General features: G+C 35.5%; 21 protein-coding genes. 1 reads left to right on the forward strand and 20 read right to left on the reverse strand.

The features are described 5' to 3' along the window. Positions 1 to 11: 11 nt before the first annotated feature. The 10 genes from ACTJJ9_RS03680 to ACTJJ9_RS03725 form a co-directional block, all read right to left on the reverse strand. Positions 12 to 1037, reverse strand: coding sequence for a LacI family DNA-binding transcriptional regulator (locus ACTJJ9_RS03680; protein WP_145580581.1), 1026 nt, complete (start codon positions 1035 to 1037; stop codon positions 12 to 14). 321 nt (positions 1038 to 1358) lie between these two features. Further along, positions 1359 to 2174: a carbohydrate ABC transporter permease gene (locus ACTJJ9_RS03685; protein WP_095298576.1), complete on the reverse strand. Its 816-nt coding sequence runs from the start codon at positions 2172 to 2174 to the stop codon at positions 1359 to 1361. Next, positions 2174 to 3034 carry a carbohydrate ABC transporter permease gene (locus tag ACTJJ9_RS03690; RefSeq protein ID WP_095298604.1) on the reverse strand — a complete coding sequence of 287 codons (861 nt, stop codon included), beginning with the start codon at positions 3032 to 3034 and terminating at the stop codon, positions 2174 to 2176. Before ACTJJ9_RS03690 ends, ACTJJ9_RS03685 begins: the two co-directional genes overlap by 1 nt. A 238-nt stretch (positions 3035 to 3272) precedes the next feature. Beyond that, the gene (locus ACTJJ9_RS03695; protein WP_145580582.1) at positions 3273 to 4583 is read right to left on the reverse strand and encodes an ABC transporter substrate-binding protein; all 1311 of its coding nucleotides are present in this window, start codon (positions 4581 to 4583) and stop codon (positions 3273 to 3275) included. A 481-nt stretch (positions 4584 to 5064) separates the two neighbouring features. After that, complete coding sequence (gene qoxD / locus ACTJJ9_RS03700; RefSeq protein WP_145580583.1) at positions 5065 to 5361, reverse strand: cytochrome aa3 quinol oxidase subunit IV; 297 nt, start codon at positions 5359 to 5361, stop codon at positions 5065 to 5067. Continuing rightward, positions 5358 to 5975, reverse strand: coding sequence for a cytochrome aa3 quinol oxidase subunit III (qoxC, locus tag ACTJJ9_RS03705; RefSeq protein ID WP_095298570.1), 618 nt, complete (start codon positions 5973 to 5975; stop codon positions 5358 to 5360). Before qoxC ends, qoxD begins: the two co-directional genes overlap by 4 nt. A gap of 4 nt (positions 5976 to 5979) precedes the next feature. After that, positions 5980 to 7938, reverse strand: coding sequence for a cytochrome aa3 quinol oxidase subunit I (gene qoxB, locus ACTJJ9_RS03710; protein ID WP_095298568.1), 1959 nt, complete (start codon positions 7936 to 7938; stop codon positions 5980 to 5982). 17 nt (positions 7939 to 7955) lie between these two features. Beyond that, positions 7956 to 8942, reverse strand: a complete 987-nt coding sequence (qoxA, locus tag ACTJJ9_RS03715; RefSeq protein WP_095298566.1) for a cytochrome aa3 quinol oxidase subunit II — start codon at positions 8940 to 8942, stop codon at positions 7956 to 7958. A 514-nt stretch (positions 8943 to 9456) separates the two neighbouring features. Next, positions 9457 to 9879 (reverse strand): Cys-tRNA(Pro) deacylase, encoded by a 423-nt coding sequence (gene ybaK, locus ACTJJ9_RS03720; protein WP_255451774.1) that lies wholly within the window; start codon positions 9877 to 9879, stop codon positions 9457 to 9459. Positions 9880 to 10000: 121 nt separating this feature from the next. Then, positions 10001 to 10828, reverse strand: coding sequence for an AraC family transcriptional regulator (locus ACTJJ9_RS03725; RefSeq protein WP_145580584.1), 828 nt, complete (start codon positions 10826 to 10828; stop codon positions 10001 to 10003). Positions 10829 to 11281: 453 nt separating this feature from the next. Between ACTJJ9_RS03725 and ACTJJ9_RS03730 the strand changes: the two genes are divergently transcribed. After that, entirely contained in the window at positions 11282 to 12133 is an 852-nt protein-coding gene (locus ACTJJ9_RS03730) for a J domain-containing protein (RefSeq protein ID WP_145580585.1), read from the forward strand. A gap of 64 nt (positions 12134 to 12197) precedes the next feature. Here the strand turns inward: ACTJJ9_RS03730 and ACTJJ9_RS03735 are convergent, their stop codons facing one another. The 10 genes from ACTJJ9_RS03735 to ACTJJ9_RS03780 form a co-directional block, all read right to left on the reverse strand. Continuing rightward, a complete protein-coding gene (locus ACTJJ9_RS03735) occupies positions 12198 to 13589 on the reverse strand; it encodes a glycosyl hydrolase (RefSeq protein ID WP_440768469.1) in 1392 nt (463 codons plus the stop codon). A gap of 145 nt (positions 13590 to 13734) precedes the next feature. Continuing rightward, a complete protein-coding gene (locus ACTJJ9_RS03740) occupies positions 13735 to 15411 on the reverse strand; it encodes an ABC transporter substrate-binding protein (protein ID WP_440768470.1) in 1677 nt (558 codons plus the stop codon). 73 nt (positions 15412 to 15484) lie between these two features. Next, entirely contained in the window at positions 15485 to 16390 is a 906-nt protein-coding gene (locus tag ACTJJ9_RS03745; RefSeq protein ID WP_145580587.1) for a carbohydrate ABC transporter permease, read from the reverse strand. 12 nt (positions 16391 to 16402) lie between these two features. Further along, positions 16403 to 17374 (reverse strand): ABC transporter permease, encoded by a 972-nt coding sequence (locus tag ACTJJ9_RS03750; RefSeq protein ID WP_095298555.1) that lies wholly within the window; start codon positions 17372 to 17374, stop codon positions 16403 to 16405. A gap of 244 nt (positions 17375 to 17618) precedes the next feature. Next, positions 17619 to 19160 (reverse strand): response regulator transcription factor, encoded by a 1542-nt coding sequence (locus ACTJJ9_RS03755; protein WP_095298553.1) that lies wholly within the window; start codon positions 19158 to 19160, stop codon positions 17619 to 17621. A 1-nt stretch (position 19161) separates the two neighbouring features. After that, positions 19162 to 20964 carry a sensor histidine kinase gene (locus tag ACTJJ9_RS03760; protein WP_255451775.1) on the reverse strand — a complete coding sequence of 601 codons (1803 nt, stop codon included), beginning with the start codon at positions 20962 to 20964 and terminating at the stop codon, positions 19162 to 19164. A gap of 448 nt (positions 20965 to 21412) precedes the next feature. Continuing rightward, on the reverse strand, positions 21413 to 22090 hold the full coding sequence (locus tag ACTJJ9_RS03765; protein WP_145580588.1) for a lysozyme inhibitor LprI family protein: 678 nt from the start codon (positions 22088 to 22090) through the stop codon (positions 21413 to 21415). Between the two features lie 232 nt (positions 22091 to 22322). After that, positions 22323 to 23993, reverse strand: coding sequence for an ABC transporter substrate-binding protein (locus ACTJJ9_RS03770; RefSeq protein WP_145580589.1), 1671 nt, complete (start codon positions 23991 to 23993; stop codon positions 22323 to 22325). Between the two features lie 152 nt (positions 23994 to 24145). Next, complete coding sequence (locus ACTJJ9_RS03775) at positions 24146 to 25057, reverse strand: carbohydrate ABC transporter permease (RefSeq protein ID WP_145580590.1); 912 nt, start codon at positions 25055 to 25057, stop codon at positions 24146 to 24148. Between the two features lie 16 nt (positions 25058 to 25073). Then, positions 25074 to 26003 (reverse strand): ABC transporter permease, encoded by a 930-nt coding sequence (locus tag ACTJJ9_RS03780; protein WP_440768474.1) that lies wholly within the window; start codon positions 26001 to 26003, stop codon positions 25074 to 25076. Between the last annotated feature and the right edge of the window lie 230 nt (positions 26004 to 26233).

Below are 26233 nucleotides of genomic sequence, written 5' to 3' on the forward strand. Positions count from 1 at the left end.
TATTTATCAAATTATGATTGTCTTCGTTCACATGATTTTCTCTCAATAAATTTCGTTGGGATCGTAATTCTCTTTGGTAATGTATCAGGCTTTTCTATTTTTTCAATAAGGCAGCTCGTTGCTTCAAAACCTAGCTGGTCAATACAAATATCAACTGATGTTAATGGTGGTTTTGAATGTTCTGAGAGCATTAAGTTATTGAAACTAACAATTGAAATATCTTCAGGCACTTTAATGTTCATGTCTCCTAAATGACTAATCATTTCATATGCTATAAGATCATCCTGTGTCACAAGCGCAGTAGGAGGTGAATCTAAAGACATAAGTGATTTTAGCGCTTCTTTTCCATTATCTTTAATAAATTCTTCATGTACCATATAGTCTTTATTAAAAGGTATACCTGCTTCATTAAGGGCTAGCTTATATCCATTAAGGCGGTCAATTGTCACAACAAAGTCAAGGCTGCCACCTACAAATGCAATATGACGATGACCGAGCTCGATTAAATATTTTGTTACTTGCTTTGTTATGAAAATGTTATCGTTATCAACAAAGGTAATTCGCTCTTCATTTTGATCAGGACGCCCAACGACCGTAAAAGGAAAATTAGTTTCCTGTAGAAATTTCATCGTTTTATCATTGATTCGTGAATAGAGGAGGATAACACCATCAACACGTCTCCCTTGAACCATAGACGTTACTTCTGCATAAATCTCTTCTTCCGTTGATCCTGTTGATAAATAAATTCCATATTTATTCGCATGGGCATTTTTACTTATTCCTCTTAATACTTCTGGGAAGAATGGATTTTGGAATGCATGGTAAGCCGAATTTGGCATAATGACTCCAATAGATTGCGTACTTTTTGCAGCAAGACTACGCGCTTGAAAGTTTGGATAATATCCTAGCTCCTCCATCACTTCACGAACACGCTTTTTCGTTTTTTCACTTATACGCGGGCTATTCGCGATCACCCTTGACACCGTAGAAGGTGCAACATTTGCCTTTTTGGCAACATCTTTTATTGTAACGATCATTTTAACAACCACCTTACCCTCAAGCTGTCTCTTATGGAGCTGCCCCTTTATAAGAAAGAGAACCCCTTTTTTATAATTTAATTAATACAAATCTACAATAAGTTCTTATTTTCTTTTAGTTATATATTCTTCTATTTTACTTAAGAAACAAATACTTGGAAACGGTATCCTCAAAAAATCTTCTTCATTAGATATTTGCAGGAACTCCGCTTTTCAATTAGAAGAAAAGCGGAGACCCCTTGGGATGCAAGCATATTTTACGATAGCTCTTTCTTTAGTAAGAAGAAATTATATAGCTCATGGAGCATGATACGTTTCTACTTACTTAACAGCTCCCTCTGTCATCCCTTTAATAATCTCGCGTTGCGCAAAGAAATAAACGAGAATAACTGGGATAATTGCAATTGTTAAACCTGCCAAAGCTAGGTGCCATTGCTTCGTATACTCTCCAAAGAAGAAGAACATTTTTAAAGGAATTGTCTGTAATCCCTCTTGGTTAATAACTAATGATGGTAATAAGTAGTCATTCCAAATATAAATAATGTTTAAAATCGCAACCGTTACAGTTATCGGTTTAAGCATCGGGAAGATAATGTACCAAAAAACTTGGAACTTGTTACAGCCATCAATAATTGCAGCTTCATCTAATGATTTAGAAATTCCATTTAACGTCCCATGGAATAGGAAGATCGATAAGCTGCTACCAAAGCCTAGATACATGAAAATAAGTCCCACACGATTTAGCATATCCGCCTGCCCGAATACCGTAATAAGTGGAATCATTACCGATTGGAAAGGTATTAACATCGCTGCAACAAATAACATAAATAAAACTGTACTTGTTTTGCTTTTATTACGAGATAACGCATATGCAGCCATTGATGAAAAGATGACGATAATGACAACACTTATAACGGTAATGATGAGAGAGTTTACTAGTGTATGCATAAAATCAAGCTCTTCAAACGCTTCAATATAGTTATCAAACGTAAATTCACTAGGTAATTTTAAAACATCTGTAAAAATCTCTTTTTTTGTTTTAAATGAGTTAACTATCATCAAATAAAAGGGTGATAACCATAGCAATCCAAGGATTATCCCTAAAATTTCTATAGGTAGAAGGCTTTTTCTCCGCATTACATTTCAACCTCCCGTTTCTTGTTGATATACACTTGTGTTAATGAAATCACGGCAACGATAATGAAGAAAATAACTGCTTTAGATTGTGCAAACGCCATTTCTGTTTCACCAAACGCTGTTTTAAAAATTTCCATCGCAACCATTTGTGTTGAATTAAAAGGACCACCTGCAGTTAATGAAAGGTTTTGGTCATATAGTTTAAAAGAATTCGATAATGTTAAGAACATACTAACTGTAAATGCCGGAGCAACTAATGGAAATATCACATAACGGAATTTTTTGAAAGGGCCCGCTCCATCAATTTCAGCAGCTTCTAATAATTCTCCTGGTAGGCCTTCTAAGTAGGCAATATAGATAATCATAATATAACCTGCCATTTGCCAGCTCATTAAAATAACTAAGCCCCAAAAACCAGTTTCAGTAGTAGATAACCAGCCTTTTAACCCCTCTATTCCAAGGATATCACCGAGACCAGCAAAAACTTTAATGAAGATAAATTGCCAAATGAACCCTAGAATTAATCCACCAATTAAGTTCGGCATAAAAAAGACCGTTCTTAACAATTTACTAGATTTAATTTTTGTTGTTACAATAAGGGCTAACCCTAAACCAATTACATTTGTAAAGATTATCGATACAACAGAAAATTTCACTGTGAACCAAAGAGATGCGAGAAATTCCTTATCCTTAAATGCATCGATATAATTCTCAAGTCCAACAAATGAACCTACTTTAATTCCATTCCAATCTGTAAATGAATAATAAACACCTATTAATAAGGGCACGATGATTACTAATAATAATGCTAGTAACACCGGAGCTAAAAACAACCAGTAGGCCAAATCCCTAGTACGCATGTATAATCCCTCCACATGATGTAAATTAGAACCTTGTTCAGCAATAAATGAACGATACCATTCAAGTTCAAATTTTTTCATTTTTATTTTTTCAGCGCCCTGCACGATGAACAAGTAAGGCACTCCATAATAGATAGCATCACTTGCCTTCCATTATGGAATGACCCACTTTTTTAATTAGAGGCCAGTCCCTTTTTAAAAGGAGACTGACCCTAGCAAATCTCATTTCTACTTACATTTATTCGGCTCTTGCTTCTTCCCATTGCTTTTTAGAATCGTTGATGATGTCATCCCATGATGCTTCTTCAAGTAAATATTTTTGGATATTTGCTCCAAGAACATTTTGCGCCCAGTTCAATGGATAACCACTGAATGTCCAGCCAATTGTTTTTCCAGCTTCTGAGTATTCATAAACTGCTTTTGATAATGGATCACTAATTTTTGATGCATCATACCCTTCATATGCAGGAACGAATTTGAAATCGTTTATTACAACTTCTTTTCCTTCGTCAGATGTATATAACCAATCTAAAAACTTGCTTGCTTCCTCTACAACCTTTTTATCCTTTTGGCTATTTACAGCCCAGTACATTGGTACGCCAACAGGAATAGAATCTTCTTTGTAGCCTGGAACAGGAATTGGTAAGAAATCAACCTTGCTGTTAGCTAGCTCTTCATCAATGCCAGCGATAGAGCCATATACCCAGTTACCTTGTTGAATAATCGCAACTTTACCAGTTGAGAATAATTCTTCAACTTGTTGAGAATAATCAAGGCTTACTGTAGGTTGTACAGAATATTTGTTTTGTAAATCAACGAATGCCTTCATTGCATCGCTATATTCAAAGCCAATTGTTTTCGATTCAAATGCTTTTGTTACGTTTCCATCAAATTCAGGTGAAATAAATGCATTTGCTAAATGCTGACCAGTTACCCAAGTTTCTTTTGCTGGTAATGCGAATACAGCATCAAGACCAAGGTCACCTTTTTTCTCATCTAACGTTTTTACAGCAGCTTCTAATGAAGCCATATCTTTAATATCATCAGGATTAATCCCTGCTTTTTCAAAAATTTCTGTATTGTAGATTAAACCATATCCTTCTTGGTTAAATGGTAATCCTAAAACTTTACCGTCTTTTGTCACTCCATCAAGTGTACCTTCAAGCGCTGCACCTGCAGCCTTTGTATTTGTTAAATCAGCTAGGTTATCTTCCCAGTCAATAACATCAGTTGGTCCACCAATGTTGAAGATTGCTGGTTCATCACCAGATGCAAATTTTGATCTTAATGCTGCACCGTAATCTTCTCCACCACCAACAGTTTGAATGTTAATTTTCACACCAGGATTTGCTTCTTCATATTGCTTTGCTACATCTTCGAACTGATCCTTAAACTCAACTTTGAATTGAAACACATCTAATGTGACTTTATCTCCATCTGAGCCACCATCTCCCGAACCAGCATCATCAGAAGAAGAGCAGCCAGTTAATACAACGCTTACAAGAAATAAAATAGAGAAAAGCCCTAAAAAGAATTTCTTTTTACCCATCTTAATACCCCCGTATATTTATTTTGTGCATCAATCAAGGAAAACGATTGCACTAACAAGCAATATAAACGAATTGATCAACATATTAATCCCCGAAAATAACTGAATTTTCTACATTATTCTCGCTTATATTTAATATGTATACGTCTACATTTGTGCAACTATTTGCGAAATCGTTTGCACTTAACTTGCAAATAAAATATATCATAGAAAATAGGTTTGTACAATATTATTTTTATATTTTTCTAGATACTTTTTCTTATATAGTGATGAAGAGCTTGTTCTTTATCCAGCTGATATGCTCTAATAACCCTTTGAGAACAGGGCTACTAATCGCTTTATATGAAGAGTCTAAAGTAACAATTTCACTTTATAATGTGAGGAATGCAAAATAAAAAGCCTCGATTAAAGGTCAATACCCTTTAGCCGAGGCTTTTATTAGTAACTTTAGAAAGTCATCTCTCAGTCGATTCTATATTTATTAGTGCATTGATGTCATAACCCAAACGGAACCGACAACAATAACAAGTGCAATAAATGTAGCTGATAGCATTTTACCTACTTGCCATCCACCTTCACCTTCTGTTACGTGCATGAACATAAATAACTGAATCGCAGCTTGTAAAAATGCAAGTACAAAAACGATAACAATGATTGTGTTCATTGCTAAGCCTGCATCAAGTCCAACCCATACTGCTAGGAAAGTTAGGCCAACTGAAAGTAAAAATCCGATAATTTGCATCCATGGAAAATGGTGATTATTTGCTTTACTACTCATGATCCCACCATCCCTAATAGGTATACACCAGTAAAGACGAAAATCCATACAAAGTCTAAAAAGTGCCAGTATAAACTTGAGATAAATACCTTTTTAGCTGTATCTGGTGTTAAACCTCTACTTTTTATTTGTAAAAGAATTAATGTAATCCAGCAAATCCCGATAGATACGTGAAGTCCATGTGTACCTGTTAAGAAATAAAAGCTAGACCAGTATGCATTCGTACCGATTGTTGCACCTTCATGAACAAGGTGAACAAACTCTTCAATTTCTAAATATAAAAATCCTAAACCGAACAATAATGTAATAATTGTCCAAATGACCATTGACTTTGTATTGTTTCTTCTCATTTCATGAATAGCTAAGCCACTCGTAAAACTACTTGTTAACAAAAGTAATGTCATGATCATTGTATTCTTCAAGTCGAATAGCTCACCAGGCAGAGGACCTCCGCCTGTGTTGCCATTTAGTACAAAAAATGTTGCAAAGATTGTTGCAAATAATGCCATTTCAGCGCCCAAGAAGACCCAGAATCCAAATATATTCAATCTACCAATACTAGATTGATATTCCAAGGGCGTGTTAGGACTCATATTACTATTTACTTGTGCCATAAACTCACGCCTCCTTATTCTGTTCTGTTTGTATAATTTCTTCCACGCTGACATAGAATCCTTCATCTTCTTTATGAGAACGTAATGAACGTAATGCCATGCATGCTAAAATTCCGATACCGCCAAGAATTGCCATCCACCACAATTTGAATACTAGACCAAATCCTGCAATAAAGAAGAATACACAGATGACAAAAGGTGTACCCGCATTGCTTGGCATATGAATTGGTTTATATTCAACTTTTTCCTTCTTACCTGCTTTTTTCTCTTGTTTCATTAACCAGAAAGCGTCAAGTCCTTTTACTTCTGGTGTTACCGCAAAGTTATAGTGTGGTGCAACAGCTGATGATGTTGCCCATTCTAATGTACGGCCAACACCCCATGGATCGCCTGAAGTTTCACGTTTTGAATAACGGAAGCTGTAGTATACGTTATATACAAGAATAATAAAGGCAACACCCATTAAGAGACCACCGATTGTTGATACAACGTTTAGTCCAGTCCAGCCATCTTCAGGTCCGTATGTGTAAATACGTCTTGGCATACCGTCGAAACCTAATAAGAATTGTGGTAAGAAACATACATTAAATCCGATATTGAATAACCAGAATACCCATTTTCCTAATCGTTCGTTTAATTTATGACCGAACATTTTTGGATACCAGAATACGAATCCAGCAAAACAAGCATATACAGTACCACAAATTAATGTGTAATGGAAGTGAGCTACTAGGAAGTAACTGTTATGGTATTGGAAGTCAGCTGCTGCCATACCAAGCATTACCCCTGTTACCCCTCCGATAAGGAATGTCGGAATAAACCCTACAGACCATAACATCGGAACTGTAAATTCAATTTTCCCTTTATAAAGGGTTAATAACCAGTTAAAGATTTTAATACCGGTTGGAATCGCAATCGCCATCGTCGTAATCGAGAACACTGAGTTAACTGCAGCAGAGCCACCCATTGTAAAGAAGTGGTGAACCCAAACTAACATACTTAAGAATGAAATCGATACGATTGAAACAACCATTGATTTATAACCAAATAATGTTTTCTTCGCAAATGTTGCAAAGATTTCAGAGAAAATACCAAACGCTGGTAAAATAACGATATATACTTCAGGATGTCCCCAAATCCAGAATAGGTTTGCCCAAAGCATCGGCATACCACCATCAGCCATTGTAAAGAAATGTGAGCCGAACAATCGGTCAAATGTCATTAAGGCTAATGTAACAGTTAATACCGGGAATGCAAACACGATAATAAATGCTGTAATTAATCCTGTCCAAGTAAACATTGGCATTCTCATTAATGTCATACCTGGAGCACGCATTTTAATAATTGTTACGATAAAGTTAATACCTGTAAGTAACGTTCCGATACCAGATATTTGCAGACCGAGTAGGTAATAGTTAATACCTGGCCCTGAGCTACCTTCAATAGCTAATGGAGCATAGTTCGTCCAACCTGCATCTGGTGATCCACCGAACACGAAGGAAATATTAAAAAGAATCGCTCCAAAGAAAAATGCCCAAAAGCTTAGTGCGTTCAAATAAGGGAATGCAACGTCTCTAGCTCCAATTTGGAGTGGAATAACAACGTTCATTAATCCCATAATAAATGGCATTGCCATGAAAATAATCATGATCGTACCATGTGTTGTAAAAATTTCATTATAGTGCTGTGATGTTAAAAATTCATTATTAGGAACTGTTAGTTGAGCTCTCATTAATAATGCATCGACACCACCACGGAATAACATAATAACCGCCGCGATAATGTACATAATTCCAATTTTCTTATGGTCAACTGTTGTTAACCATTCTGTCCAAAGCCATTTCCACTTTTTAAAATAAGTAAGAATGAACACTATCGCAATCATTGTTAAAACAATGGAAATGTTCGCTCCGATAAGCATTGGATCATTAAGGATTAAATTATCCTTTATAAAATCAAACATGAGCAGTTCCTCCCCTCTTAGTGGTGATGATGATGACTAGAACTATCGTCTGTATGTGTTTCTACATCTTTTACTGGCTCTAGTTCATCTAGGTCAACCTTTTCTTCATGACCATGTTTATTTTGTTCGATTCCGTATTTCTCACGAACTTTTAATGCATATACACCTGAATCGATTCCATGATCAACGAAATCTAAATGTGTTGATGAAAATGTCATTTCGTCAACTGTTCCAGGTATCATTAATTTTTCGTATGTTTCTTCTGTTAATTTTTCTCCATTTTCTTGGGTATCCTTCACCCAAGCTTCATACTCATCTTCTTTAAGAGCATGGAATTCAAACTCATGGTCTGCCATTTCTTGACCAGTAAAGTTTGAGTTACGTCCTTCATATGTTCCTGGCTCATCTGCTTGTAAGTATAGTTCATTTACCATTCCTGGCATTCCATACACTTGACCACCGATTTGCGGTACCCAAAATGAACTCATTGAATCAGCAGATGTAATTTTGAAGAGAACAGGACGATCCTCTGGAACATTAACATAGTTAACTGTTTCAATATTCTCCTCAGGATAAGAGAAAATCCACTTCCAGTCAGCTGATGTTGCATGAATAACGATCGGTTCAATATGAGCCGTTTCTTTTGGTGGCTCTTTTAATTCATAAAGCGCCTTAACAGTTGGAATAGAAAGCAGAACAACGATAATAATCGGAATTATTGTCCAGATAATTTCCAATTTTGTGCTACCGTGCATGTTCGGTTCATAATCTTTATCCCCTCTGCCTTTACGGTCTCTAAATTTCACAATCACAAAGGTAAACAAGACGTAAACAACTACCATAATTCCAATCATGAAGTAGATTGATAGCATAATTAAGTCACGTAATGTTTCTGCATTTGGACCTTTCGGGTCAAATATCGCCATTTCGCTACATCCACTTAAAACCATAACAAATAATAGCCCTGTAACTAACATAAAAAATGGCTTCATTTTTTTGAACATCTATGTTCACCATCCTTTCAAGACAAGTCATAATACAAATAGAAAATTTCATGTAAGATTTATATCACCTACATATATTAACAAATGAATAGAAAAACGAAACTCTTGAAAACTATTTTTCAGCAATTTTTCACCAATTTTCGAAATTTAGACGAAGTTTCTTCACAAATTCTCAACAAATTTGGAAAAGAATTTATTGTTTGGAAGATTAATTGGTTTCGAATTCCTTTATTTTCACCATTAATATCATTAGATGAAAAAAATCTCCTTCCAGAAAAGTATATTACCATAATGTGAAAAAGATCACAAACTATTTCTTTTATTTTCGTTTGGGAAAATTGGCCAAATAAAAAAATGGCTCCTTCGAAACTGCAAATCCCTCGCAATAATGATGAGGGACTGTCCCCAAAAGAAACCATTTTCTTAATCAAAATGAACTTTTTTTGAACAAATTCTTGCATATATTTCAAACGTATATTTTGGCCTATTTAGCAACTGAAAAATATTATAAATTTTATTTTATTAAATCAACATATTTTGCATTCACAACACCTACTAAATCATTAGGGCTCAATTCGATTTGAAATCCAATTTTTCCGCCGCTTACAATGATTTTTTCCAATAATGCTGCTCGTTTATCGATATAGGTCGGATATATTTTTTTCATACCGATCGGAGAACAGCCTCCCCTTATGTAGCCTGTTTCTTTTAAAAGGTCCTTAACTGCTACCATCTCGAGCCTTTTTTCTCCAGATGCCTTTGCCGCTTTTTTTAAATCAAGCTCCTCTGCGACTGGAATAACAAAGACATAAATGGACTTGTCCCATCTAGCAACAAGTGTTTTATAAACCATATCAACTGGCTTATTTATTTTTTTTCCGACAGCTACCCCATTTATTTCACCATCATCAACCTCATATGTGATGATTTCATACATGATCTATTTTGAATCAAGCAGTCTCATCGCATTCGTTTTCCCTTTCATATCACGTCATCCTTTCAGAACACTAAAAGTTTCTAGTTTTTTTGCGTTCTATTGACTTAGCAGTAGCCTCCACTTATGTTTTTTGCTGCTTCTTCCGATAATTCAAAGGTGATACACCATTCACCTTTTTAAATATTTTTGAAAACAATAATGGGTCAGTGTAACCGACTGAACGTGAAATATCACCTATCAATAGCTCCTTCTTATCAAGCAGCTCTTTTGCCTTCGAAATTCGATAATGCACGATATATTCCTGAATACTTAATTGTGTTGTTTCTTTAAAAATTGAGCTCAAGTAGCTTCGATTTAAACCAATCACAGAAGCAATTTCTGTTACGGTAATCTTACTAGCATAGTTGGTACAAATGAAATCAAGAACTTGTTTCACATATTCCTTTTTCTTATTTCCTGATGTTTTTAACGAATCTAGTTTAGTATTACACTCAATTAATGCTGACAAAAGGATATACAGATAGCCTAACCCCATTAATTCACCATTCTTTTCAACATTTTTTACCTTACACATTTTTTCAAATTGCTCTTCGAAAAATCCATCTTTCGTATAAGATAAAATGGGATTCTCTTGGGATAAATTTGCTTCCTTTAAAAACTGAGCTGCTTTTTCACCATTAAACCCTACCCAATAATAATGCCAAGGGTCTTTTTTATCAGCCTGATAAAAGGTTACAGCATCTGGACATATTAAAAAACCCTGTCCTCGTTTTAATTCATACAGATGCTCGCCGACACGAAAGCTTCCCTTTCCTTTTGTTATGTAATGAATTAAATAATAGTCCCGTATCGCAGGTCCAAAATAATGCCCTGGTGAACACTGTTCAAATCCGAACTGATTAAGATACAGGTCTTTTGTAGGTAAGCTCTTTGAAATATATTGAATCAACTACAGCTCCCCCAATCACCCTTTTATTATCTTGCATTTTACAATAAATAGCATATTTTCATCTATATCATTTTGTAGATACAGCAAACGACTTTAAAAAAAAGAAATTAATGTGGACTAGTAGTAAGTCAGCTCCTTAATTATAATCCATCCTATATAACAACCTATGTTATAATAATTGATAGGTTTGAACTAAATAGAGTACAAGCGCCTCGTTCAGCACTGGCAAGCAAAAGACATATTGGAAATGAGCATTGACATCAAAACTTTGTACAAATTTTTATCATTTCTTACTTTAAAAAATTTTCAAAAAAACTAGGCGAGACTAACAATCAGTGAAATCGCTTACCTTTCTGGGAATTACCTTATATAATACATATATAGATTTAACAAACTATTTAAATACAATCAACACTGCATGAACAACAATAGGTAGAAGGAGTGAGCATTTTCGTGGACATAAACGAAGCATATAAAATATTGGGAGTTTCCGAGACTGCTAGTGATGAAGAAGTTGAAAAGCAATATATGGTATGGGTAAGACGAAATCGCGCTCTATTAACTGAACAAACTTCAAATAATGATCTAAATATGGACGAAATAACGACAGCATACAATACAATTAAAACCTTTAGACAATACGGTTCGGTTACACCTGTTGAAGAACAGAGCTTTAAAAAAAAGGTAGGGCATTTCTTTTATTATTACAAGCTTCATATCGTTGGTGTTCTCGTACTCTTGGCAGTTTTAGGTTCAATCATCTTTACAATTGTTGAAAATTACCAGGAAAAGAAAGCATTAGAAAATCTTCCACCTGAAAACGTACGCGTCTTATTACTAGGAGAGTATTTTAATATTAGCAATGAAACAACGCCTGTTGCTGACAATATTTTAGCGCAATTTCCTGATTGGGAACGAGTCACAGTCAACTTGAACTACTCACCTTTAACGGTCAATGATTCAATGGATGTTGCGAGTCAGCAAAAAAGTGTCGTTACTCTTGTTGAGGACAATTCAGATATCTTCTTAATGGATTATGCTAATTATGAACGGCTCGTTGCAGCAGATGTATTTCAGCCTATCGATCAGGTTGATCCTTCGATAAAAGAAGCTGTAGATAGTAGCAAGCTTGTATTTAGCAGTACTGAAGAGGACAAAACAGAGCAATTATACGGAATCATCATTGAAGACATGAGCATCTTCAAAGGATTTGATATGAAGGAAACACAAATTGTTGCTGCTATTAAAAAGGGTGCAGAAAACAAGGAGAATGCGGTAGAGTTAATGAAGAAACTAGCAAAATAACTTGAGCTAGATTACATGAGAAGCAGAAAGAGGATGGCTCAAGGAGCCAGCCTCTTTTTGCCACTTATGATTCTTTTAAACTTACACTTTGTAAATCTTCAAGGGTGAGACAATACGGATGATCGTACACCTTTTTCAGCTGCTCTTCACTAGTGCTTAATCCGTTAAAAACAAAATCTCCGTACCACGGCATATACCATAACCAAGGTGTCCGGCTTTTAATGAGCTTTTCCGGATCTGGAATCGGTCCGTTTTCTGTTAAGGCAATTGGTTTTTGATTATTTATTAGTGCTTGCAGGTGGTCAAATGGGCATTTTAACGGTCCATACTCACCGTTTGGAACATATGTATCAACACCTGCAATATCTACATAATCATCTCCTGGGTACCATTCTTTATTCGGTGCATTCCAGACCCAAATTAAATTGTTTAATTGATGTTCCTTTGTAAACCGCTCAAACATCCATTTATAAAGACTTTTATAGGCTTCCGGGCCACTCGCTCCCCACCAAAACCATCCACCATCAGCTTCATGAAGTGGTCTCCATAAAACGGGTACGTTGGCATCCTTTAATTTCTTTAGCTGCAGAGCAATTTCATCCATATCTGAAAGCAATGCTTCATATTCAGTAGTACCGGGAATAAGCGCTTTGTTCAAGTCAAATTGTGTATTTTCGGTATAAAACGTTTTATCCTTTCCTCCAGTAGGTGCATACCAATGCCAGCAAAACGTCACGATTCCATTAAATCTTGTTGACCATTCAATCGCACTTTCAATCGATCCTTTATTTTCTTCAATTTCGATTAATTTATGGTCTGTAGGTTCTTCTGTATCGGTCATAAAGGAATAGCTTAGTAAATCAAATCCTCTTAAAGCCGGCAGCTTTCCTGTCACCTTTTTAATATGATCTAATTCTGGTCCATGGGCAGCAGCTGTATGCTGACCTGTAATGATTTTTTGACCATATATCTCACGAAAGAAATTCATTAACTTTTTTGCACCTGCAGATGAGTCTTTATTCACTAGCTGAAATGTTGGGGTGTAATGATTGGTAGGTGTTGTAGACGTGATCATGAAGCAATCAATATCCACTCCACCCCAGTCTTTAACAATTTTTATTGTATGTAGCCCTTTCGTAAAAAAGAGCGTGCATATTTCTAATTCTTCGAAGCTATCCGTTTTTTCAGATATAAATTGTCCATAACAATCACCATCAATGTAAAGAAAATTTCTCTTCTCCCCTTCCATTGAAGCAAGTCTAATCAAAAGCTTATATTGACCATCATTCGGAATGTCTGCTTTAACCTCAAGACTATCTCCTTCATTCAGTAGACCAGTAACATAGCCTTTTCCCGAAAAACCTGATAATGAAGTTGAGATATATCCACCTGATAAACTTCCTTCTTCTGCCTGAAAAATCATTTTTACATTATGACTAGTCTCGATATTGCTCATTTTCTCACCTCTTATATTAGATTGGCCTGTTTTATCATTGCTTCTCCATTTTAGTTGAAACAAACTTCTGCAAGCTTTATCCAAATCACCATTTGATAAATTGAGAAAGGGTTCCAAAATAGAACCCTTTCTAAAAAACATCTACTTACTCATTCCATAATTCGACAGTACCTTTAACAATTTTCGAAAATTCCTCTTCTGCTTCCTCGACTCCTGCTTTATCTAAATCATCCATATACTTCTTCCATACATCATCAAATTCATTTGGATCAGCCAATATCGCTTCAGGTATCCGCTTAAATGTAATATCAAGCATCCGTTGATTTGCTACCTCAAGCTTTGAGCCAGCTGGAATTGCTAAGTTATAAGCTGCTCCCCAAGGCTTAACTGGAAAATCATCTGCACTTGGATATAAGTCCTTCCAAAGCTCAACACCATAATTTTTTAGCACTTCTTTTTCTACATCTGTTAACCCTTCGATCGCAAGCTCACGGGTATTCACGGTAAAGGTTTGCCCTGTTGAATCAAGTGCACCATCACCATATCGTGGCGCAAATCGTTGGAAATTATAGCCAATACCTGTTTTCTTTAAATAATCTTTGTCATTTCTCCGCTTTTCCCATTCCTCTTCAGGGATAACACGCTTACCATCAACAACTTCATGGTGAACACCTTCGATACCCCAGTTGAGCATAATCTGTGTTTCTTCTGATACTAAATAATCAAGGAATTTAATTGCACGAACTGGATCTTCACAATCAACTGTAATTCCAATTCCCCAGCCAACCTGGAAGCCATTGCTTTGATATGCGTGATGCTTGAATTCCTCACTTAATGTAATTGGGTAGAAACCGTACATTCTTTCAAGTTTACCTGCATCACGTAAGGCATTTTGCGCATCATAAATCATGTAATCTGGAGCTATCGTTGCTAGCACACGTCCAGATGACATTTTCGCTAACCATTGATCTTCTTTTTGAACAAATGATTCCGGATCTAATAATCCTTCTGCGTTCATATGGTTATACCATTTAAAGACCTCTTTTTCCTCTGGACGACGGTAATGTAATGTCGCCTCATATGTTTCAGGATCAATATAATATTCGCCATCATCAGATGCACCAGTAAACATAAATCCGCTATTTAATGTAGAGGCTTGGAAGCGCCAGCCATCTGTTTGCAACGTTAATGGAATTGTCGGCTGACCATCTATCTCAGGGTGTTTTTTAGAATATTCTCTTAACGCATTTTCCAAATCCTCTAACGTTTTCATTTCAGGATAACCAAGCTCTCTTACAACATCATGTTGTACAAGTGCTGCAAAGCCTGGTGTCATTGGTTGGTGGTCAATTGCCGTGTTTGGCAAAACATAGATGGATGGGTCTTCTTTACTCCATTTTAAACGGTCAATTTCATCACCAAGCATTTTTTTAATATTAGGCGCATGCTCCTCAATAAGTGGCGCAAGGTCGATTAATGCTCCTGCTTCAACTAGCTGGCTTGCCCCTTTTGAAGTAATCAAATCTGGATATTCACCGCTAGCAACCATTAATGGGATCTTTGTTTGACCGCCATCAATATCAAATTCTGGATCAAGTGTTACCCCAGTGTCCTCAGTAATCTTTTTTCCTATTGGGCTTTCCATGTTCTCCCAATCATTATTTGCATCTGAGTCAAAGACCGTAAACGTAATCGGTGTCCCTTCATCAGATGTCTTTTTAGGTTTTGTTGAAGCATCCTCACTCGAATCTTTACAAGCAACCATAACTGTCATAAGGACCGCGAAAACCAGAAAGCTAAATAGTTTGTTTAAAGGCTTCACTTAAGAATTCCTCCCCTTTTATATGCTCTGATTTATTGTATAAACAGCCTAAGCTGTAGACACCAACATATGATTATTGTTTAACAGCTCCTAATGTCATCCCTTGGATGAAATATCTTTGAACGAATGGATATACCATCATAATTGGAATAACAGTTACCATCGTAATCGCCATTTTTATTGAATCTGGTGATACATGATTGCTTTCAGCTTCGTTTGGCTTCATTTGACTTGCATCAATATTACCGCCAACTGTTGTATTATCGAGAATCTTCATTAACTCGTACTGTAACGTTGTTAAACTTTCATTCATGCTGTTATATAAATACGTATCAAACCAGCTATTCCATTGTCCGACTGCAACAAACAGTGCAATGGTTGCTAATACTGGCTTACAAAGCGGTAAGATAATCCGATAAAAAATCGTGAAATCATTAGCCCCATCCATTTTTGCTGATTCCTGAAGTGAAAAAGGAATCCCATCCATAAATGAACGTATAATGATAATGTTAAACGCACTTACTAGCCCAGGAAGAATATAAACCCAAAATGAATTCATTAACCCTAAATCACGAATCAGCATATACCCAGGAATAAGGCCACCTGAAAAATACATTGTTAACACAATGAATGTTGAGACAAATTTTCTCCCCTGAAAATCAGCACGGCTCAATGTAAATGCAACCATCGCCTGTGCAAATACTCCAATTACTGTTCCGATAACAGTCCGTAATACAGAGTTCATAAAACCTGTAACAAGATTATCGTATTTTGCAATTTCCAAATAATTATTGAATGTAAATTCACGAGGCCAAATATGAATGCCACCTCGAACCGTATCTGTTGAATCATTTAGCGAGATCGCAAGCACATTCAAAAAGGGATAAAGCGTAACAATCATAATAACTGTCAGCAATGTATAGTTAAGGAAATCAAACAATAAATCTTTACTTAAACGTTTCGTTCCGACTCTATTCATTCTTCCAACCTCCTACATGACACTTTGATTTGAAAAACGCTTAAATATTCCGTTTGCAAGGAATAATAATGTAATACTTACGACCGAATTAAAAATCCCGATTGCAGTACCGTACGAGAACTGACCTAAGCCAATCCCATAGTTAAGCGCATACAAATCTAGCACCTCGGAGTAATCAACAACTAGAGAATTTCCTAATAGCATTTGCTTTTCAAAGCCAATGCTAACTAAATGTCCAATATTTAAAATAAGAACAACTAAAATCGTCGGTCTAATCCCTGGTAATGTCACATGCCAAATTCTTCTCAATCTTCCGGCACCATCTACCTTTGCTGCCTCATATAGTTGAGGATCAAGACCTGCAATGGCGGCTAAAAAGATAATTGCATTCCAGCCCATTTCCTTCCATAAATCAGAGACCGTTACAATCCCCCAAAACCATGTTTCCTGTGCCATAAATTGAAATGGTTCATCTATAATACCTAAGCCTAGTAAAATATCATTCACAATTCCGCCATCAGTAGAGAGCACTTTTGTTACGATTCCTGCTACAACTACCCATGATACAAAGTGTGGTAAATACGTAACAGTTTGCACTGTCCGTTTAAAAACGGAGTGCCTTACTTCATTTAGTAAAATGGCAAAGATAATTGGGACTGTGAATCCAACGATTAATCCTAATAAACTCATCGCCAATGTATTTCGCAGAGCCATATAAAAACGTTCATCGGTAAATAATTGAATAAAATGCTCAAAACCAACCCATTCCTGCTCAAGAAATGCCTTTCCCGGTCTAAAATTTTGAAAGGCCATTGTCCATCCCCAAAGTGGCAAGTAATTAAAAACGAATACTAATGCAACAAAAGGAAGCGACATCATATATAAAATTTTCTGACTAGCAAACACCTTCCAAAAGCTACGCTTATTTATCCTTTCCGTCGCAACAGCGTCACTTGGAAACGCTTTCTGTTTTTGTAACTCCATATATCCCCCTCCTTGTAACTTTATTGTATTTGAATTATTACTTAAAAAATACCTAACTATTGTCACCAAAAATCATACAAAAATTTAGAAAACGCTTACAAATCAATTGTACTTTTTCTAAAATAGAAATTTAAATTGCTGTACATTGCACTAAATCTAGAATTCACCAATGCTAACCATTTTCCGCTAACAAAAAAGTGTCAGATGAAAACACCGACACTTTTGCTTTATCGATTAAGCCTATTCATTGTATTTGATGGTGCTTGCGAAATTTTGAAGGGGACATGCCTACATATTTTTTAAATTTACTATGAAAATAGTCAACGTTTGAAAACCCAATTCGTTCTGCAACTTGGTATACTTTAAGCCCCTGTAGCAATAATTTTTTCCCATTTTCAATTCGCACTTTATCTAAATATGTGTTGAAATGCACACCTGTCTCGTTTTTGAAAATTTTCCCTAAATACCCACGATTATAGTTCAGTATTTCAGCTAATGTTTCTAATTTAATGTTTTTTTCATAATTGCTTTCAATTAAATTAATCATTTTTTTTACTAAAATATTCGAATTATTTACATCCATTTTTTCAATGATTTCTGATAGTAATTCATTTGCGAACAGTAATAGCTTACTAATATTTGGTTGCTTCTCAATTTCGAAAACCTTTGATAATACATTCCCTATCGTTTCACGAATATCCTGATAAACATACATAAGCTTGTTTAATAATGATGAAATGATTTGAATGAAATTCGTTTTCATTTCACTTTCTGACGCGTTCCTGTTTACGAATTGTTGGGCAATTTCTGTAAGGATTCGATTAATCGCTTGCTTATCTCCGACCTCCATCGCTAACAATAACTTATCAACGAATAATGGAAGATTAAGCTTTTCCTCTTCAGAACATGTATCCTTTTCTATTTCAAAAATCGGTTTTAATCGTTCATGTAATAGTACACCTTCCAGATAAAAAAATTGACGCTCCGCTATCGCTACAATTTTTTCAAATACCTCCTGAAGGCATTCCATATCATCAAATGATTCCGATATTGCTGCTGTAAAATTCGTCATATGTTCATGACAAATTTTTTGAACCTTAGCAAAGAGGTGCTCCTCCTGCCTTGCAAGCATATGTTCAGCATTGAGAAGAATTCCAATTTTTGAATCATATATGAATACGAATCCACTATTCGTTTGTTCAAAGCAATTGATGAATGTTTCTTTAAATTCGTTCAGATAATATAGGTCGCCATAGGGTTTTACAAGCAGGAGCTTACACATGTTCCACTTCATATCATGTTTAAGAAATTGATTTAGCTTTAAGCTGTTTATTCCTTTAATCGCATCAAGGAGGAGCGCTTCCTTTTTTTCTTGGATCATCTTTACCTTTAACTCTAAATATTCATCATTCTCCTCAACCGTTTTTTCTACTTCCTGCAAATGGTGGATTAACTCATCCTCATCGATAGGCTTTAGCAAATATCCTTTCACATTATACTTCATCGCTTGTTGGGCAAATTCAAACTCAGCATGCCCACTTAAAATGATGATCACAACCGAAGAATTCTGTTCTCGTATCCTACGAATAAGCTCAATTCCTGTAATACCTGGCATCATCATATCGACAATCATCACATCAGGTAAAAGTGTCTGAAATTTATTTAAAGCATCGTTCCCATTTCTAGCAGTTCCAACGACTTCAAACCCATATATTTCCCAAGGAATTAGGGTGACTAATCCTTGAAGGGTCGTTGGTTCATCATCAACAATCATAACCTTCAACATTCTAACTCCTCCTAAAGGTCGGTATTATAAAGTAAATCTTTGTCCCAATATGCTTTTTACTTTCAATATGCAGCCCTGCATCTTTACCGTAAGAAAGCTGTAGTCTTTGATGAATGTTCCTTAACCCTATCCTCATCCCCTCTTTTTCCTCTTGTTCATTTAACGCCTTGAAAATTTCCTGCTGTCTTTCTTCACTTATCCCAATGCCGTTATCTGTTACTTCAACAAGAAGACCCTTTTCACATAGAAGTGTCTTAACATAGACACTTCCGCCTGATTCTTTTTTTTCAACACCATGGATGACAGCATTTTCTACTAACGGTTGAATAATAAGGGGTGGAATCGGAATTTGCTTTGTTTGTGGGTCAATTTCGATAAAATAATTCAATCGATCACCATGACGGAATTTTTGAATTTCAAGATAGGAACGGACTACTTCTATTTCACTAATAAGATTCACATTTCGTGAACCAACTTCAATGCTGTTTCTGATTAATTTTCCAAGTAGCTTTACTGCTCGTGCTATTTCCTGTTCTCCTCGAATATGTGCCTTCATTCGTATCGACTCTAATGCATTAAAAACAAAATGAGGATTCATTTGACTAGCTAGCATTTTAAATTTAATTTCACTTTGCTTTCTTTCAAGAAGGTTTTTTTGTCGATTTGATTCATATACTTCATTTAAAAGCTGTTTAATATTTTTCACCATTCGATCAAGTTGTTTAGACAGCTGACCAATTTCATCTTTTCCATCTATTAAAATATGTGTATTAAAATTGCCATTTCCTACTTGGCCAATCTGAGAGCTTAACCTAATGAGGCGATTTGAAAGTAATTTTGAAATATAATAGATTAATAGCAATGCGATACATACGCTAATCGTCACAACGAAAAGACCCATTTTCCCAAACATATTTGCATTAAGTCCAATCTCTTTATCCGCAATAAGTGAGATAATTCGTACATGGTTTACACTACTATCAAGCTGAATCGAATCAACCAAAATATGTGTAGAAACGTCCTGAGTCATCCCTTGAAAGGTTCCGGTTTTACCCGCTAATATTTCTTGTGAATCGATAATATTTTGCAGCTTGTTCCCAATGAAATCCTTTTGATTAGAGCTAATAATATTATTATCATCATCAACGATCATTGTTGGTTGCGATTCTTGCGATAAAATGAGGTTAAACATTTTCGTATTTAATTGAATAACTAGTACACCGCTTTTTTCATATTCAACAAAGTCTATTTTTCTAACTAGGCTTAAATATTTATTACCATTGCTTGTATCATCTTCAATATAATCCCAACGAATTAACCCTTTCCCGTTTTTAGCATTGCGATACCAATCGGAATTTTCGACATTTTCATCCACAGGGACAATTTGCCAATTGTTTAATAATGTCTCGTTTTCCGTATAAAATTTTATGTTTCTAATTTCATTTTTATAAATGCTTCGGTAGCTCTGGAAAATATTATAATCGCGGTACGATAAGACAACGTCATATAAATCTTCATAATCGGTGTTAACAATTTGTCCTAACCGCTGATCATATAAAAGATTATTTGATATATAAACAGGGACTTTTAAGACTTCTAAAGTTCGCTGTTTCACCCTTTCCATATTTGCTACAGCCTCTTGCTCTGCATCAACTAACGCTAACTTCCTCAGCTCATTCGTTAAAAATCCCCCGACAATGATGACGGGAATGAACACAACAACGATAAAAGAAAGAATTAACTTATTCCTTAGCTTTAAATCATTTAATTTTTCTTTTACTTTATAAAGCTTTATATTTACCACCCCTTTGGATTAGAGAATCAAAGTATAAGTTCCAATCAACATGTGATTGTCCTCATTAAGTTCTTTATTCTAAGCTTATTTTTAAGATGGCTGTTTTCGTAAACTACATTGCTTTTATCCCTTAGGAGTCTCGCGCTTTTGCTCCAATCAACCTTTATAAAATTAATTCAATCGACGCAACATCAACAAAAATGTATGCCCTTACATTTTTGTTCTCCCTTTTTACATTTCAATTTCTTTGTTATAAGAATTAAATTACCATGATTGCATGAATATAAGAATATCATAATGCTATTTTTTTATGGCATAATGCCTGTATCATGGAATAAAAATCATTTTTGCAAGCTAGTGTGAAGCGATTTATATATGAATGTTCGAAAAAAGGATAATCGAAATGATCATCCTCTATTTCTTTCATTGCTATATATACATTTTTAAACATAAAAAATTATTTCATATATTTTTCAACTAATTCAAAACATCTTTCCTCAGTAAGATTATTTTCTACTGCAACATATTCTAGAAGTTCCTCCGTACCGCCTTCATATTTTAGAGATGCCTCTTTTGCTGTCTTATCACGATAATTTATCCATTCACGTTGTTCTTCTCTTAGCTGTTCCATCTCTTCTGATGGAAGTTGTTCCCCTAGTACTCCGTAAATTTCATTTAATAAACCATCCCAAATATCGTATCTATCGCCTTCCACTTTTTTCAAAGCGTATGTAGAGTCATCTAACGGGTTCTCTCGCATCTCGTCGGTTTTCTTTTTCGTGTCATTTAGCTTTGTAACATATTCTTCCTTTTTACTTACTGTATTGTTTTTTGGTAATTCTTCTTTTTTATTTTCATTGTCTGGAGTATCCACATTATCATTTGTATCATTACTATCTACTTTGTTTGTAACATTATTTTTTGTATCAGACGTATTTGTTTTAGTTTTATCGTTTTTTGAATCAGTTTCTGTCGATTCTGAGTTAAAAGAATCATCGTCAGTGTGTTGAATTGATTCATTTTCTTTTTGTTTTTCTAATGTGGTACTGGACTCAGCAGAGGAGTTTCCACAAGCAGCCAATATAACGAATAAGGCTGTTGACATTCCGATTAAAAACTTTTGATTTTTTTTCATTAAAATACTACCTTTCCTGTAATCTATTTTTGAATAAATGATCCTGCTCTTTAACGGAAAATGAGCAATTATTCCCATTTTTATATTCTAACATAATTTTCCTGTCTTTTTTTCATCTTAATACCACATCAAATCATCATGACAAAATAAAAAAGGCATTAGGGAATACGCTCATTCCCTAATGCCTTTTTTCATCAATCTGAGAAGATATTATCCTCTTTGATTTCTACTTTTACTTATTCCAAAGCTCAACACGTTCTTTTACTAGCTCAGTATAAGCCTTTTCGGCATCTTCAACTCCAGCCTTCTCTAAGTCTTTCATAAATTTATCCCATACTTTATCAAAATCATCTGGGTCTGCAAGGATTGCTTCTGGGATACGTTTTTTCACAATATCTAAGCATTTTTGCATGACTAACTCTAAATCTGACCCTGCTTCAACTGGAATATTGAAAGCAGCTCCCCATTCCTTAACAGGGAATTCTTCTTTTTGTGGATATAAATCCTTCCACATTTCAACTCCGTAATTTTTTAATACTTCTTTTTCCGTTTGTGTATAGGCATCTTTAATTTGCTCAGGACTTGCAATTGTATATGTTTGACCAGTCGAATCAGTCACACCATCACCATAATAAGGAGCAAAGCCTTTTAATACACCGACACCTGTTTCTTTTACATAGTTCGCATTATTATTCCGTTCATTCATCTCTTCCTCAGGAATAACACGTTTCCCATCAACGATTTCGTAGTTTTCCCCTTCAATTCCCCAGTTTTGTAAAATTTGTCCTTCCTCAGATGCTAAAAAGTCTAAGAACTTAATAGCACGAACTGGATCCTCACAATCAACGCTAATGCCAATTCCCCAGCCACCGAGATAGCCAGTGTCTTGGAAATTATGGTGTTTATATTCTTCAGTTAAGGTTACAGGATACATACCATGCATTCTTTCTTCTTTACCTGCTTCTCTTAATGCGCGTTGTGCATCTGCTACTTCCCAATCAGTATCGATAAGTCCAAGAACTCGCCCTGAGGAAATTTTCGCTAAATATTGGTCATACTTTTGGACAAAGCTTTCAGGATCAAGTAATCCTTCAGCATTCATATGATTTAACCATCTAAAGTACTCCTTTTCTTCTGGACGGCGATAATGCATCGTAGCTTCATGTGTTTCTGGATTAATGTAGAATTCACCATCATCAGAGGCACCTGTTGCATAAAATGCTGGATTTGTTGTCGAAATTTGGATTCTCCAATCATCAGCCAATAAAGATAACCCAACCGTTGGCTGTCCATCAATTGTTGGATGTTTTTTCATATATTCCTTGATTGCGTTTTCAAAATCTTTCACTGTTCTAATTTCCGGGTAGCCTAAATCTCTTACAACATCATGCTGAAGCATAAAGCCATTTCCTGGTGCCCAATACGTATGATCAACTGCTGAAGTTGGCAGGATATAAATGGATGGATCCTCCTTACTCCATTTTAATCGATCAATATATTCTCCATATATCTTTTTTAAATTCGGCGCATGCTTTTCAATTAAATCTGTTAAGTCTATTAATGCCCCCGCATCAACTAAAGTACTAGCAGAGCCTTTTGGCAGAATAAAGTCTGGATATTCACCACTAGCAGCCATTAACGGAATTTTTTGTTCGCCACCACTTACATCAAATTCTGCATTAATGGTTACACCAGTTTCTTCAATTACCTTTTTACTAACTGGGCTCTCCATATTATCCCATTGAGAATGTGGATCAGCACTAAACAATGTGAATGTAACAGGCTCGTCTGAATTACTGCTCGAATCTTCTTTTACCGTTTTTTCATTGCTGTTACATCCCGCTAGAAATAATACGAGCGCTAACAGCATGCTTAATGTGACTCTTGTGTATTTCCCTTTCATTGTTATTTCTCCCCTCTATACCTTTATTATTGTTAACAGGAATACCTGGATTAACCAAACATTACAAGTGTTTATATCTGTTTCAGGAAAAGCTTAAGTTAGTCCTAGTAGAACCTTCTCTTCTGCTGCTCATACTTTGTTTCACATAAACCTTAGCTTTTTACAGCACCTAATGTCATCCCTTGAACAAAAAATCGTTGTACAAACGGATAAACGAGTAATATCGGGATAATCGTTACCATTGAAATGGCCATTTTAATTGATTCAGGTGAAACCTTTGCTGCTGCTGATTCCCCTGTTGTTCCTCTGAATTGGTTTGCATCAGCGGCACCCATAGTCGTGTTTTGTAATATTTTCATTAGCTCATATTGTAAAGTTGTTAAGCTTGGATTTGAACTATTATAAAGATACGTATCAAACCATGAATTCCATTGACCAACAGCAACAAATAGAGCAATCGTTGCTAATACAGGCGTACATAAAGGTAAAACAATTCTCCAAAATATGGAGAAATCATTTGCCCCATCAATCTTTGCTGATTCCTGTAACGAATATGGCAGTCCATCCATAAATGAACGAACAATAATGATATTAAATGCATTGACCATTCCAGGTAGGACATATACCCAAAATGAATTGATTAATGAAAGCTCCCTCATTAGCATATACCCTGGGATAAGTCCACCTGAGAAATATAATGTTAAAACAAGAATAGTCGAAACAAATTTTCTCCCTTGGAAATCTGCCCTGCTTAATGTAAAGGCTACCATTGCTGAAGATAAAACACCAAGTGCTGTTCCAATGACAGTTCTTAAAACAGAATTGAAAAAGCCAGTCACTAAGTAGTCATATTCAAAAATCGCTTTATAATTATCAAGTGTAAACTCTCGTGGCCAAATGTATATCCCACCACGTACTGTATCTGTTGAATCATTTAGAGAAATTGCAAGTACATTTAAAAAAGGGTAAAGCGTAACGATAAACACGAGAGTTAGGAAAATGTAATTACAAGTATCAAAGATTCGATCGTCCCATTTTGCCGTAATTGTTGATTTTTGCTTCATGTCGATACTCCCCCCCTTACATTACGCTTTGATTTGTAAACCTTTTGAAAATTCCATTTGCCAGGAAAAGTAGAATAATACTGACAAGTGAATTAAAAATTCCAATCGCGGTTCCGTAAGAAAATCTGCCTAAACCGATCCCGTAATTTAACGCATATAAATCTAAAACCTCTGAGTAATCAACAACAGTTGAATTACCGAGTAAAAATTGCTTTTCAAAGCCAATCGTAATTAAATGACCGATTGATAAAATAAGGACAACTAAAATCGTTGGTCTAATACCTGGAAGTGTAATATGCCAGATTTGTCTCCATCTGCTTGCCCCATCAACCTTTGCCGCTTCGTACAATTGCGGATCAATCCCGGCCATTGCTGCAAGGAAAATAATCGAGTTCCAGCCCATTTCCTTCCATAAATCAGACAAAGTGACAATTATCCAAAACCATTCTCCCTTTGTCATAAATTGAATTGGTTCATCGACTAGCCCTGTTGATGTAAGGAGCTGATTTACAACTCCACCATCGATTGAAAGCATTTTTGTTACAATACCTGCAACAACGACCCATGACACAAAATGCGGTAAGTAAGAGACTGTTTGAACAATGCTTTTAAACGCTTTTTTTCTAACTTCATTTAATAGCACTGCAAATAGGATCGGCACTGTAAATCCTAAAAGTAATCCCATAATACTCATCGCAAGGGTATTTCGTAATACGAGATAAAACCGCTCATCCTGGAATAAAGCAATGAAATGCTCAAAGCCAACCCATTCCTGCTCAAAAAACGTTAAGCCTGGACGATAATTTTGAAACGCCATTGTCCAGCCCCATAGCGGAAAATAATGAAAGACAATCACCCATATGACAAAGGGCAGTGACATTAAATATAAATATTTTTGCTGCTTAAAAATCTGCCAAAAGCTTCTTTTTTTCTTTGGTGTTACCATCTCTGAATGCGCTTTCTCTTTTATGACTTCCACGTTATCCCCCCTCCATATCTGTACTTTTATGATAGCTAAGTTTTGCAAACTTCAATACCTGATAGATTTTAAGAGAAATCAGGTCAAAATTATAGATTAATAATCAGATATTCAGGCGTGTGTCCGATTATATACACGATGAAACTTATTTAATCTTTAGGTAAAAGCTGCTTTATCATTTCCGAAAATGCTCTGAA

It is taken from the genome of Metabacillus sp. 22489 (genome assembly GCF_052044855.1).
Classification (GTDB): domain Bacteria; phylum Bacillota; class Bacilli; order Bacillales; family Bacillaceae; genus Metabacillus; species Metabacillus niabensis.